The organism is Riemerella columbina DSM 16469, from assembly GCF_000374405.1.
GTDB lineage: Bacteria > Bacteroidota > Bacteroidia > Flavobacteriales > Weeksellaceae > Riemerella > Riemerella columbina.
This window is the reverse complement of sequence record NZ_KB894243.1, coordinates 1-14,461: the sequence shown is the minus strand read 5'-3', so window position 1 is coordinate 14,461 and position 14,461 is coordinate 1. Positions and strand designations below refer to the sequence as shown.

The 14,461-nt window shown below is 36.7% G+C and carries 9 protein-coding genes and 1 pseudogene; 3 read left to right on the top strand and 7 right to left on the bottom strand.

From position 1 onward, the window contains the following. The 6 genes and pseudogenes from C237_RS13140 to C237_RS0107950 form a co-directional block, all read right to left on the bottom strand. Window positions 1-217 (bottom strand): annotated as a pseudogene (locus tag C237_RS13140) (IS1595 family transposase); the annotation flags it as partial. 180 nt (window positions 218-397) lie between these two features. After that, window positions 398-712 carry a DUF3467 domain-containing protein gene (locus tag C237_RS0107975; RefSeq protein ID WP_018675975.1) on the bottom strand — a complete coding sequence of 105 codons (315 nt, stop codon included), beginning with the start codon at window positions 710-712 and terminating at the stop codon, window positions 398-400. Window positions 713-790: 78 nt separating this feature from the next. Continuing rightward, window positions 791-5,056: a DNA-directed RNA polymerase subunit beta' gene (gene rpoC / locus C237_RS0107970; RefSeq protein WP_018675974.1), complete on the bottom strand. Its 4,266-nt coding sequence runs from the start codon at window positions 5,054-5,056 to the stop codon at window positions 791-793. Between the two features lie 87 nt (window positions 5,057-5,143). Continuing rightward, the gene (gene rpoB / locus C237_RS0107965; protein WP_018675973.1) at window positions 5,144-8,971 is read right to left on the bottom strand and encodes a DNA-directed RNA polymerase subunit beta; all 3,828 of its coding nucleotides are present in this window, start codon (window positions 8,969-8,971) and stop codon (window positions 5,144-5,146) included. Between the two features lie 363 nt (window positions 8,972-9,334). Then, a complete protein-coding gene (locus C237_RS0107955) occupies window positions 9,335-9,673 on the bottom strand; it encodes a cyclic-phosphate processing receiver domain-containing protein (RefSeq protein ID WP_018675972.1) in 339 nt (112 codons plus the stop codon). A gap of 76 nt (window positions 9,674-9,749) precedes the next feature. Next, window positions 9,750-10,862: a CapA family protein gene (locus tag C237_RS0107950; protein WP_018675971.1), complete on the bottom strand. Its 1,113-nt coding sequence runs from the start codon at window positions 10,860-10,862 to the stop codon at window positions 9,750-9,752. A 165-nt stretch (window positions 10,863-11,027) separates the two neighbouring features. On the opposite strand from C237_RS0107950, the gene C237_RS0107945 reads away from it, so the two are divergent. From C237_RS0107945 to C237_RS0107935, 3 genes are all read left to right on the top strand, one after another. Beyond that, complete coding sequence (locus C237_RS0107945; protein ID WP_018675970.1) at window positions 11,028-12,263, top strand: MFS transporter; 1,236 nt, start codon at window positions 11,028-11,030, stop codon at window positions 12,261-12,263. A 515-nt stretch (window positions 12,264-12,778) separates the two neighbouring features. Then, window positions 12,779-13,354: a hypothetical protein gene (locus tag C237_RS0107940; RefSeq protein WP_018675969.1), complete on the top strand. Its 576-nt coding sequence runs from the start codon at window positions 12,779-12,781 to the stop codon at window positions 13,352-13,354. A 90-nt stretch (window positions 13,355-13,444) separates the two neighbouring features. Beyond that, a complete protein-coding gene (locus C237_RS0107935) occupies window positions 13,445-13,921 on the top strand; it encodes a hypothetical protein (protein ID WP_018675968.1) in 477 nt (158 codons plus the stop codon). 258 nt (window positions 13,922-14,179) lie between these two features. On the opposite strand, the gene C237_RS13135 is transcribed toward C237_RS0107935, so the two are convergent. Continuing rightward, window positions 14,180-14,461: transposase (locus tag C237_RS13135; protein WP_018674920.1), on the bottom strand; the 282-nt coding region annotated here is incomplete at its 5' end.

Below are 14,461 nucleotides of genomic sequence, written 5' to 3'. Positions count from 1 at the left end.
GAAAAGGAAGATTTGAATTTTCCATAATAGTGCCACTGCGTAAAGAGGTGCGAAAACCACAAGATTTACACTCATAACATTCTTTGTCTCTCTTCCAATAATGTGTTGTGTTAGAGCATTTTTTGCAAACCACTNCATGCTTGTCACGCTCTTCTTTGAAATGCTTGCGACAACTCTGCTCATCTCCAAACTCAGCTGTAAAAGTAAATAAGTTCATACGGATTATCTTCTAAATTTAGTGCAAAGATAATACTTATAGGTGTAATTAAGGATATTCAAAAGTAAAAACACTCAAAAGTAGTACTTGTTTTTTCATAGAAATTAATTTTACCAAAAATAAAAAAAATCTTATTACAAACTATGCAATAAGATTTTACTTTTTTATTAAAAAGAACGATTAAGCCTGTGGCGTATTGTTTCCTCCTAATACAAATGGTTCTACTTCTTTTATTTCTCCAAACTGTTGCTCGTAGTTAGCAATATTTTGTTGCAATGCATTGAGAACTCTTTTAGCGTGTAATGGTGCTAAAATCACTCTAGATCTTACTTTTGCTTGTTGTACCCCTGGCATCATTTGGATGAAATCCAATACAAACTCAGATGGTGAGTGGTTTACTAGTGCTAAGTTAGCATATACACCTGCTGCAACTACTTCATTAAGTTCGATATTAATGTTGTTTGGATCTTGGTTTTGGTTTTGATTGTTGTCCATAATTTTTGTTTTTATTAAAGTTTGAAAGGCTAAAGGTACAAATATTCTCTAACCTTTCAAACTATTGTTTATTATTTTTTAGTTTAAATCTTCAAATTCTTTATTAGAACCTACGATAAAGCTTTGATAATCTTTAAGTCCCGTACCAGCAGGAATTCTATGCCCTACGATTACATTTTCTTTAAGACCATTCAACACATCGACTTTACCAGATACAGCAGCTTCGTTAAGCACCTTAGTCGTTTCCTGGAACGATGCTGCCGACATAAAGGATTTCGTTTGCAATGCGGCTCTCGTAATACCTTGTAGTACTGGATGTGCCGTAGCCGTAAGCGCTTCACGAACCTCTACTAGTTTTAGGTCTTCACGCTTCAACTTAGAGTTTTCGTCTCTCAATTCTCTAGCGGTAATCATTTGTCCCGCTTTCAATTCTTGAGAATCCCCGGGATCGGTAACGACCTTCATACCAAATACTCTTTCGTTTTCTTGGATAAAATCTAACTTATGCTCTAAGCTTCCCTCTAAGAATTGCGTATCACCACCATCAACAATTTCAACTTTGGTCATCATCTGTCTTACGATAATTTCAAAGTGTTTGTCATCGATTTTCACCCCCTGTAAACGGTATACTTCCTGAATTTCGTTCACTAAGTATTCTTGTACCGCCGTAGGTCCTTTGATGGCAAGAATATCGTTCGGCGTTACGGAACCATCGGATAATGGCGAACCTGCTTTCACAAAGTCATTTTCTTGAACTAAGATTTGGTTAGAAAGTTTTACCAGATACTTTTTAATTTCTCCAGTTTTAGACTCTACAATAAGTTCTCGGTTACCTCTCTTGATTTTACCATAAGATACTACCCCGTCGATTTCTGTTACTACCGCTGGGTTAGAAGGATTTCTCGCTTCAAATAATTCGGTAACTCTTGGAAGACCACCCGTGATATCCCCTGCTTTTGCAGATTTTCTAGGGATCTTAATTAAGATTTTACCCGCCTTAATCTTCTCACCATCGTTTACCATTAAGTGGGCACCCACTGGTAAGTTATAAGATTTTTGCTCTACACCTTTGGAGTCTACAACTCTTAGCGTAGGAACGGCTTTTTTATTTCTAGATTCCGAGATTACTTTCTCTTCGAAACCTGTTTGTTCGTCAATCTCTAATTGGAAGGATACCCCTTTGATGATATCTTCGTATTCTACCTTACCAGAAGTTTCGGCAATAATTACGGCGTTATATGGATCCCATTTCGCAATTAAGTCTCCTTTTTTCACCTTATCACCAGGTTTTACGGCAAGTATGGAACCATAAGGCACATTGGCAACCATGATTTGTGCTCTGTTAGCATTATCTGCTACCAAACGGAATTCCGTAGAACGAGACACTACAATCTCTGCCTTGTTTCCTTCTTCATCTTCGGAAGTTACGGTTCTTACTTCGTCCATTTCTACAATACCATCTCTCTTAGCCACGATAGATGGATTTTCTGAAACGTTCCCTGCAGTACCCCCTTGGTGGAAGGTTCTCAAAGTCAGCTGTGTACCAGGCTCACCAATCGACTGTGCGGCGATTACCCCTACGGCTTCTCCCATATGGATCATCTTACCAGTCGCTAAGTTTCTACCGTAGCACTTCGCACAAATTCCTCGTTTAGATTCACAAGTTAATGGTGAACGCACTTCTACCGCTTCAATACCTGCCTCTTCTATCTTCTTAGCCAATTCTTCGTTAATTAGCTCGTCTGCTTCTACAATGATTTCATCGGTTTCTGGGTCATAAATATCGTGAAGTGAAATTCTACCTAAGATTCTTTCAGATAATTTTTCTACAATATCATCATTTTTTCTCAATGGCGTTACTTCCACTCCTCTTAATGTACCACAATCATCTTCCGTAATGATAACATCTTGTGCTACATCTACCAATCTTCTCGTTAAGTAACCTGCATCGGCAGTTTTAAGGGCGGTATCCGCTAGACCTTTACGCGCACCGTGGGTAGAGATAAAGTACTCCAAGATGGAAAGACCTTCCTTAAAGTTGGCTACAATAGGGTTTTCGATAATCTCTGCTCCTACTGAACCCGCTTTTTGAGGTTTTGCCATCAATCCACGCATACCAGATAACTGACGAATCTGCTCTTTAGAGCCCCTCGCTCCAGAATCTAGCATCATATAAACAGAGTTGAATCCACCTTGGTCAGTTTTCATCCTGTTCATAATCATTTCTGTTAGATTAGCGTTTGTATTCGTCCAAACATCAATTACTTGGTTATAACGCTCTGTATCGGTAATAAGACCCATATTATAGTTAGCCTTAATATCATCTACACTTTCTACGGCGTTGCTAATCATAGTTTTCTTTTCTTCAGGCACTACGATATCGGCAAGACTAAATGAAAGTCCACCTTTGAAGGCATTGGTATAACCTAAATCTTTCATTCTATCTAAGAACTTCACCGTAGTTGGGAAATCCGTTTCCGCTAAGATTCTACCAATGATATTTCTTAATGATTTTTTAGTCAATAATTCATTGATATAACCAATTTCTTCTGGTACAATTTGGTTGAATAAAATTCTACCTACCGTAGTCTCAATTAGTTTAGTAACGAGTTCACCATTTTCCTTAATTGGTAATCTACACTTTACTTTAGCATTTAAAGAAACTCTACCTTCGTTGTAAGCAATTTCTGCTTCTTCTGGTGAATAGAATACGAGACCTTCCCCTTTCACTTTATAGTCTTCGGTAGAATGCCCTTCCTTAGTCATAAAGTAAAGTCCTAATACCATGTCCTGAGATGGTACCGTAATTGGGGAACCATTGGCAGGGTTAAGGATATTTTGCGAACCTAACATTAATAACTGAGCTTCTAAAATCGCTTCTGGCCCTAGTGGTAAGTGTACCGCCATCTGGTCACCATCGAAGTCGGCGTTGAATGCCGTAGTTACCAATGGGTGCAGTTGGATGGCTTTCCCTTCAATCATTTTTGGTTGGAAGGCTTGGATACCTAAACGGTGAAGCGTAGGCGCACGGTTAAGCAATACTGGGTGTCCTTTCATTACATTTTCAAGGATATCATACACCACAGGTTCTTTTCTATCGATAATTCTCTTCGCAGATTTTACGGTTTTTACAATACCTCTTTCAATTAGTTTTCTAATGATAAATGGTTTGTAAAGTTCCGCTGCCATATCTTTAGGAATACCACATTCGTGAAGTTCCAAAGTAGGTCCAACAACAATTACCGAACGCGCAGAGTAGTCCACCCTTTTACCCAATAAGTTCTGACGGAAACGCCCTTGCTTACCTTTAAGAGAGTCAGAAAGAGATTTTAATGGTCTGTTGCTTTCAGATTTTACTGCTGAAGATTTTCTAGTGTTATCAAATAATGAATCCACCGACTCCTGCAACATACGCTTTTCGTTTCTTAAGATTACTTCTGGCGCTTTGATTTCGAGAAGTCTCTTCAGACGATTGTTTCTGATGATTACTCTTCTATATAAATCATTCAAATCCGAAGTTGCGAAACGCCCACCATCTAATGGGACTAGTGGTCTCAATTCTGGTGGAATTACAGGAAGCACACGCATCACCATCCATTCTGGGCGGTTAATCATTCTGGTATTAGCATCTCTCAAGGCTTCAACAACAGATAATCTTTTTAATGCTTCGGTTCTTCTCTGTTTAGAAGTTTCGTTGTGTGCTTTGTGTCTTAAATCATAAGATAAAGCATCTAAATCTATTCTTCTTAATAATTCTTCTACGGCTTCTGCACCCATTTTAGCGATAAACTTATTAGGGTCAGAATCGTCAAGATATTGATTTTCTACTGGTAAAGTTTCTAAGATATCTAAGTATTCTTCTTCTGTTAAGAATTCCATTTCTTCAAAATCAGAACCATCGGCTTTCTTAGCGATACCCTGTTGGATTACGACATATCTCTCATAGTAGATAATCATATCCAATTTTTTAGATGGTAATCCTAATAAGTAACCAATTTTGTTTGGCAACGAACGGAAATACCAAATATGTGCTACTGGCACTACCAAATTGATATGCCCTACACGCTCTCTACGCACCTTTTTCTCAGTAACCTCTACCCCACAACGGTCGCAGACGATACCTTTGTAACGGATACGCTTATATTTACCACACGCACACTCATAATCCTTGATAGGACCAAAGATTTTTTCACAGAATAAACCGTCTCTCTCTGGCTTATGGGTACGATAGTTAATCGTTTCTGGCTTTAAAACTTCCCCTCTAGATTCTTGAAGAATCGATTCTGGTGAAGCTAAACCTATTGAGATTTTATTAAATCTACTTGTTTTATTTTTGTTTGACATTTTTGAAATTTTAGATTATGTATTTTAGATTTTAGATTATGTTTTGAACCTTATTTTAGGCTCAATATTATAATTTAAAATTTAAAATTATTCTTCAAGCCTTACATCTAATCCTAGACCTTGTAACTCATGTAACAATACATTGAAAGATTCTGGAATACCAGGCTCTGGCATTGCTTCACCTTTCGCAATGGCTTCATAAGTTTTGGCTCTACCAATCACATCATCAGACTTCACAGTTAAGATTTCTCTAAGGATATTAGACGCACCAAAGGCTTCTAATGCCCATACCTCCATCTCTCCGAAACGCTGACCACCAAATTGTGCTTTACCACCTAATGGCTGCTGCGTAATCAATGAGTAAGGTCCAATAGAACGCGCGTGCATCTTATCATCCACCATGTGTCCTAATTTCAACATATAGATTACCCCAACAGTAGCTGGCTGCGTGAAACGCTCTCCTGTACCACCATCATAAAGGTGAGTGTTACCGTAGATTGGCAATCCTGCTTTTTCTGTATATTCGGTAATTTGGTCAAGTTTAGCACCATCAAAGATTGGCGTAGCAAACTTCAATCCTAATTGCTTACCTGCCCAACCTAATACGGTTTCGTAAATCTGTCCAATGTTCATACGAGATGGTACCCCTAGTGGATTTAGTACGATATCTACTGGCGTTCCATCTTCTAAGAATGGCATATCTTCTTCTCTTACGATGCGCGATACGATACCTTTGTTACCGTGACGACCTGCCATTTTATCTCCTACATTCAATTTACGCTTCTTAGCAATATAAACTTTAGCTAATTTAATGATACCTGATGGCAATTCATCCCCGATAGAAATAGCATATTTCTCACGGTTTTTGAAGCTTTGTAAATCGTTGTATTTAATTTTATAGTTGTGGATTAATTGCTTAATCAACTCATTTTTATCTGCATCTACTGTCCAGTCGGAGCCGTTTACATTCATGTAATCCTCCACAGAAGACAATAGTTTCATTGTGAATTTAGAACCTTTACCAATGATTTCCTCTCCTAAGTCATTTTTAACACCTTGAGAAGTTTTACCGTTTACGATAGAGTTTAGCTTATCTAAAAGTACACTTCTTAAGTCTTTGAACTTAGCTTTATAATCATTTTCAATCTCTTCGAGCTTGATTTTCTCTTCGGTTCTTTTCTTCTTATCCTTGATATTTCTAGAGAATAATTTTTTATCAATTACCACACCTCTAAGCGAAGAATTGGCTTTTAATGAAGCATCTTTTACATCTCCTGCTTTATCCCCAAAGATGGCTCTTAATAATTTCTCTTCTGGTGTAGGATCAGACTCACCTTTAGGTGTAATTTTACCAATCAAGATATCACCAGGTTTTACCTCAGCACCGATACGGATCATACCGTTTTCGTCTAAGTCTTTGGTGGCATCCTCAGAAATATTTGGAATATCCGCTGTCAATTCCTCCATTCCTAGTTTGGTATCTCTTACCTCTAGTGAATATTCGTCCACATGGATAGAAGTAAACCAGTCCTCGCGTACTACTTTTTCGTTGATTACAATCGCATCCTCAAAGTTGTACCCTTTCCAAGGCATAAAGGCTACCACTAAGTTTCTACCTAATGCCAATTCGCCTTTTTCAGTAGCGTAACCATCACAAAGTACTTGACCTTTCTCTACCTTGTCCCCAGCTCTTACGATAGGTTTCAAAGTAATCGTAGTGGATTGGTTGGTTTTTCTAAACTTAATTAAGTTATAAGTTTTCGTAGCAGAATCAAAGTTTACAATATCTTCATCTTCGGTTCTATCGTATTTAATGACAATTTTTTCTGCATCTACATATTCTACCACCCCCGAACCTTCAGCATTAATTAATACTCTAGAATCTCTAGCTACTTGTTTTTCTAAGCCTGTTCCTACAATTGGTGCTTGAGGTTTTAATAATGGTACTGCCTGACGCATCATGTTAGATCCCATCAATGCACGGTTCGCATCATCATGCTCCAAGAATGGAATCAACGATGCCGAAATACCAGAAATCTGGTTTGGTGCAATATCAATTAAATCTACCTGATCTGGCTCTACTACTGGGTAGTCACCATCTAGACGCGCAATGATTCTGTCGGTTTCAAATTTACCATCATCTGCCAACTCCACATTCGCCTGAGCAATGATTTTAGATTCTTCGTCTTCTGCATTTAAATATACTGGTGCCGCTTTGAAATCAACTTTACCATTCTCTACCTTACGGTAAGGGGTTTCAATAAATCCTAGATTATTAATCTTAGCATAAATACCTAAAGATGAAATCAAACCAATGTTTGGTCCTTCTGGTGTTTCAATTGGACAAATTCTTCCGTAGTGGGTATGGTGAACATCTCGAACCTCAAACCCTGCACGCTCCCTTGATAAACCACCAGGTCCTAAAGCGGAAAGTCTTCTCTTATGCGTTACCTCAGACAATGGGTTAGTCTGATCCATAAACTGAGAAAGCTGGTTGGTTCCAAAGAATGAATTAATTACCGAAGTTAAAGTCTTAGCGTTCACTAAGTCTGTTGGGCTAAATAATTCATTATCACGAACATTCATTCTCTCACGAATGGTTCTCGCAATTCTTGAAAGTCCTACTCCAAACTGTCCTGCTAACTGCTCCCCAACCGTTCTAATTCTTCTGTTAGAAAGGTGGTCGATATCATCTACCTCAGCTTTAGAGTTAGCTAATTCTATTAAGTGTTTTACAATGCTAATGATATCTTCTTTAGTAAGAACTTGGATATCTTCGTCAACATTTAACCCTAATTTTTTATTTAATCTGTAACGACCTACTTCGCCCAGAGAGTATCTCTGCTCTGAGAAGAATAATTTATCGATAATTCCTCTTGCTGTCTCCTCATCTGGTGGATCTGCATTTCTTAACTGACGATAAATATATTCTACGGCCTCTTTTTCTGAGTTGGTAGGGTCTTTTTGTAATGTATTTTGGATGATAGAAAACTCCTTAGTATTTTCGTTGTGAATTAAAATCGTCTTCACCCCTGATTCTAAAATCAAATCTAAATGTTCTTTTTCTAGAACTGTTTCTCTATCTAGGATAATTTCGTTTCTTTCAACAGAAACTACTTCCCCTGTATCTTCATCTACGAAATCTTCAAACCAAGTATTCAATACTCTAGCCGCAAGCGTTCTACCTTCCACTTTTTTCAGTGCCGCCTTAGAAACTTTTACCTCTTCTGCTAAGTCGAAGATTTGAAGAATTTCTTTATCTGATTCGTAGCCAATCGCTCTTAGAAGCGTGGTAAGTGGCAACTTTTTCTTACGGTCGATATACGCATACATTACGCTATTGATATCGGTAGTAAACTCCATCCAAGAACCTTTAAAAGGAATAATTCTCGAATAGTATAATTTAGTTCCGTTAGCATGGTAAGTTTGCCCGAAGAACACCCCTGGCGAACGGTGTAACTGAGTTACTACCACACGCTCCGCACCATTGATAATAAACGATCCTGATGGCGTCATATAAGGTACCGTCCCTAAATACACATCTTGGATTACCGTTTGGAAATCATCATATTCTGGATCTGTACAGTAGAGTTTTAATCTCGCCTTTAACGGCACAGAATAAGTCAATCCACGCTCCACACACTCATCAATAGAGTAGCGTGGTGAATCCACTAGATAGTCTAAAAACTCTAGTACAAACTGATTTCTGGAATCTGTGATTGGAAAATTTTCTTGGAAGGTTTTGTAGAGACCTTCTTTTACTCTTTGCTCTGGAAGTGTGTCTAGTTGGAAGAATTCCTTAAAGGATTCTAATTGGATATCCAGAAAATCTGGCATTTCCACTCTTCCCTTCGCAGACGAGAAATTAATTCTTTGATTTCCCTGAGTTTTGCTCGTCGTCTTTGATTTACTCATAAAACTTTAGAAGATTGTAGTTAAAAATATTTTGTTATTCATTAAAAATATCAGAAAGTCAATTTAGAACAATGGCGTTGAGGTTAGAAACTGAGTGTTATCGTAAACCTTGGCTGCGCCAATTTATTTTAAAAATAACTTCCTAACTGCAACTCCGGTATATCTTTTCACGGCGTAGTGCAAAATATTTTTATTTTGTTTTTCATCCCAAGAGACACACAAAAAAACAAAACCCCTAATCCACTAAGGATTAGAGCATTAAATAAATTTTGTTTCAGTTATAGATGTATCTCTCTCAAAATGAATTGCAAAGATATGAATTTTTATGCCAAAAATCCAAATACATTAGCCATTAAAAAAATGTTAATTTTCGGATTTTAAGTATTTTAAATAGTTTCCTAAAAGCCCTCGAATTTGCTCTGATGCTACAGGGTTGGCAGAATGCACATGATAGTCTAGATTTCTTAAATCCAACCCAGATTCATATACCAACCATTTTGTCGCAGCTAAACCATCAGGTGCTATATTTCCACCTTCGTCCAATCCCAAATCGTTATCAAAACTAATAAAATCAGGCAACCCATATTCTTGAATATAGGTTACAAACTCTTTGTAAGACCTTACTATATCAAACTCTTTATAAGATGCCTTTTGATAAACCATTTCAACAGTTCGGATATCGTCTAAAAACAGTTTTTTCATGATTTTTTAGTTACAAAATTAATGGAGTAGTACGACAAGATAAGGCGGTGCATTACTTTCAAATATAAATATCAACCTACTTTCTAGTCACCATACCATCATCACTAATCTTAATCGGTGCTTCGGGAATATCTGCATTGGTAAGATATTGGATTTGTTTAATAGCTTCTTTGGACTCATCTAATATCGGGATTCCTTCGCCTATTTGTTTGATGGGTGTAATTTTTGCGGATATAAATTCGCCATTTTTATCGGTATAGACTTTAATCATCGGCGCGACTCCCATAGCTCCTTTTAAATTAAATCTTCCATAGGTCGCAAAGTTCCCTAGACTATAAGCAATAAATCTATTGCTATATAAATCTATTGCTCGTGTTAAATGTGGTCCATGCCCAAACACTATATCTGCTCCAGCATCAATGACCACCCTTGCAAATTCATACGGATCCCCTCTATCTTCACCTAAAAAAACTTCTTTTTTCCTGGTGATATGATTGCGCTTAGCCCCTTCTGCCCCACCGTGGAATGATACTATAACGACCTGACACAAAGAATCTAAATGTTTGACTATGGCTTCTGCATTTTTATAATCATTAATTTTTTGAGTGCCCGCATTGGGTGCAAACGCACAAAATCCAAACTTAATCCCATCTTTTTCAAAAATGGCATAAGGATAATCGCTCAATCCTGCAAAATGAATCCCTGCCTCTGACAGTACTTTTACGGTATTTTTTCTGCCGATATCCCCAAAATCCCCCACATGATTATTGGCAATACTCACCACATCAAATCCTGCTTTTTTATAATGATGTACATAATGGTCTGGACTTTTAAAAGCATAACAAACCTCTGGATTTCGACATTGCTTTACCTGACCTTTTCCCGTCAACAATCCCCCTTCAAGGTTTCCAAATGTTAGCGTAGCATCTTGTAAAAATTCCGACACAGCATTAAACATATCTTTACCATCGTTGGGTGGTAGATAGTCATTAGAGGGAAAATTAGTTCCTATCATCATATCACCCACACCAATGATAGAAATTGTATCTTGGCTCAGCGTATCTTGGATTATCGGCTTAGTCGGTACTTCGTCTATTACATCTGACATTGGCGTACCTTCACTCTGTGTAAACGAACATTGATAAATCAGCAATAAGCAAAAAATAAATATAGATTTAAAACCATTCATTTCCTTAATATTTAATGACTTTACAAATATAACTTACTTTAATGAATTGAAGAAATGGCAAAATATAACTTATAAACTGAAAAAATAATCTCAACCACCTCCTCCCTCGATTAATAAATCCCTAAATTTGCAAGATTAATTTCACAAGTCAATCTTAACTAACCTATGAATTTAGAGCCTTTAAAAACCCTTAAAAACATCGAATACCGACACCTGTTATCAGGGCGTTTCTTTCTGATTTTAGCCTTCCGAATGATGGCGACTTTATTGGGTTGGTGGGTCTATCAATTGACTAAAAACCCTTTATCTATTGGGATTATCGGATTGTCCGAAGTCATCCCCGCTGTATCTACCGCCCTCTATGCAGGGCACGTAATTGATATGAATGAGAAAAAGAAAATGCTACTCATCTGCAATTATATTTATGTGGTACTCGTAAGTGGGTTGATTGGGTTGGCATTTTTTCGTTCGGATTTGAATCTTAATGGCTACCAAACCACTTATGTAATCTATGGCATTATATTTTTTACAGGGATTTGCAGAGCCTTTATCGGGCCATTAGTCCCCTCTATGATTCCCAAAATGGTAAAGAAAGAAAATCTTGCCAATGCCATTACGCTCAACCAAGCCACATTCCTAACCTCATCGGTTTGTGGTCATGCGGTAGGTGGTTTTTTGATTGCTCTAATCACGATTAAATGGACTTTAGTCGTCATTGCAGGACTAATGGTTTTGGCCTCATTATTCTTTTGGCAATTGAATCCTCAACCTTCCGAACACAACAAAAAAGAAGTGAAAGTTTGGGCAAGTATGCGAGAAGGGATTGCTTATATCTACAAAACGAAAGAAATTTTAGGTGCTTTGTGCCTTGATATGTTTGCCGTACTATTTGGCGGTGCCATTGCAATGATTCCCGTCTATGCCAGCGATATTCTAAAGGTTGGAGCGGAAGGTTTCGGGCTTTTGAATGCAGCATCAGACATTGGTTCTATGTGTATCATTATCACACTATCCTTTATTCCACTCAAAAAAAATCAAGGGAAAATATTATTGGTGGCTGTGGCAGGATTCGGTGCGTGTATCATTGGGTTTGGGTTGTCTAAACTCTATTGGTTATCGTTTTTCCTTTTGATGCTTTCCGGAATGTTAGACGGTATTTCCGTAGTGATTCGAGGGACTATTGTCCAGCTTAAAACCCCAGACCATATCCGAGGTCGAGTGCTGAGTGTCAATTCCATTTTTATTATGTCGAGTAACGAAATGGGACAATTTGAAAGTGGTGTTGCTGCAAAACTTTTAGGCGTAGTGTGTTCAGTTGTTTTTGGAGGAAGTATGACTTTACTTGTAACCGCCATTTTAGCCCTTACCAACAAAAAACTACGAAATATGGAGTACGATTAGAAATAAATACGGACTACCTTTTACACCCTCACAATCTTAAATCTTGAATCCGTAATCATTGAATTTTAAATCATTGAATTTTTTAATTTTATTTGGGCGTGCCCCTCTGCCTTTTTTTAGGAAAAGGCAGAGCGTCGGTCTACGGGCAGTCGTTCTTTTTTTGTCACATTGAGCGTAGTCGAAATGTGACAAAAAAAGGAACTCCAACAATGTCCTCCGCCCTCACGCGTAGCACTACTAAGACAAACACAAAGAATAATTATCGCATCGTTCTTTCTCAGTTGGTTTTCCACGCTGACACCTTGAATATCTACATTCCTATACAAAGTTTTGTGGTTTATAGAACATTCGTATATTTGTGTGATGTAGTGAAATCGGCTTCGCTCCTTTCGCTACATCGTCCCGGCGGCTTACACCGCCTGATGAGCTCGTCGCAAAGCGACTTCGTATATCAAGCGGTTTTGCAAAATTCCGGGACAATCTACCATTTCAAATAAATTTATAATATATAATCTATGAAAAATTTAATTTTAACGATTTTTACTACTTTGACTTTAATCTCTTGTGCAACTGTACCATCTAAGAATTTGACTTCTGAAAACTTTGGATTAAATGAAAATGAAGGAGCAATTGCTGGTGTAATTGGAATACTTAAAAGAACCTATTCATCAGGTTCTAACATTTATTATACTAATGAAGAAATAAAAACACTTATTGAACAAGATAAAAATAATAAACAAAAATTTTCTTTTCAAATTGGAACTGGAGCAATAGCACCTCAAACTATTGCAGATTTTGAAAAAAATAAAGACGATAAATATGTTTACTTTTTCTTCGTTTTGAAAGAAAAGCCTGGAAATTACAAATTCAATGAGTATACATATTTCTTCAATTCTGGATATATACAAGAATTAGTTGGATATCCTATTAAAGAAAACCTTGAATTTAGTATTGAAAAAGGGAAAATAAAATATTTTGGTACAATGCTTTTGGATTCAAAAAATCGTGAATTAATTTACACCAAGGAATTCAAAAATTCAGATTTACAGAAATTCAAAGAAAAATTGCCACACATTAATATTAGTGAATAAAGAAACATCAGATAACATAGTATTTGTAAAAGGCGGGGTTAAGTTTAAAAGACTGAAAAAACAGGAGAATGATTATATTAAAAGAGTTTTATGATAAATTGGACAGAAGAAATAAAAGAAAATTTAAAAAGCAAAACTAAAAATTTTTCAATTCAAGAAAAGGAAAATATAAATTATCAGTACTTATATAATTTACTTGTTAAAATTGAGAACGGAACTATTAAGGAAAATGAGGAATTAAAGTTGAAAGTAGAATGCGTAGTTAATGAAATACCAAACAAAATAGAAGGAAAAAGAATAAGTTATAACACGAAACAATTAAAAGATATAACTAATTTAGAAGCCTTTGTTGAGGAAAAATATAATCTTTTTAAAAAAAGTAAATTTAAGAAACGATATATGTCAAAGGGAACGACTTTAGGAATGCTATTAGGATTATCTATCGGAGTAGCAATTGGAAAAATTGGATTAGGTCTACTAATAGGTATGCCGATTGGAATGGCTATTGGCTTTTTAATAGGTAATTATAAAGACAAAAAAGCTGAAAAAGAAAACAGAATATTATAAAACCGAACGCACAGAGCCAATCAAAAGCCACCTTCCCCACCAGCACGAGCGTCTTGCTCGTGTTTTTTTTTCAGAAACATTTAATCCAGCAGATATAGAAACCAACAGGGTAAAACGAAAAATAACCAACAAGAAACCACGAAATATAGAGTACGATTAAAATTTCGGTAGTATCTCATAAACTGTGTAAGTTAAAAAGAGGTTTTTGAAAGACACTATCCCATAAAGTGTGTAAGTTAAAAAGAGAGTCTTAGGTTTTTAGAGTCTGAGTCTTTGGTCAAAAATAAGCATAAATTGGTTCAAAACCAACCCCCAATTCTTAATAGGCATCGACCATTTCTTAGTGGCTTCTCTTATAGAGAGATATACCGACTTCATAACTGCCTCATCGGTAGGGAAAGACATCTTATTTTTGGTGTATTTACGGATTTTTCCATTAAGATTTTCGATTAAATTAGTGGTATATATAATTTTACGGATTTCTAAAGGAAAGTCGAAAAATACGGTCAATTCTTCCCAATTATCTCTCCAAGACTTCAC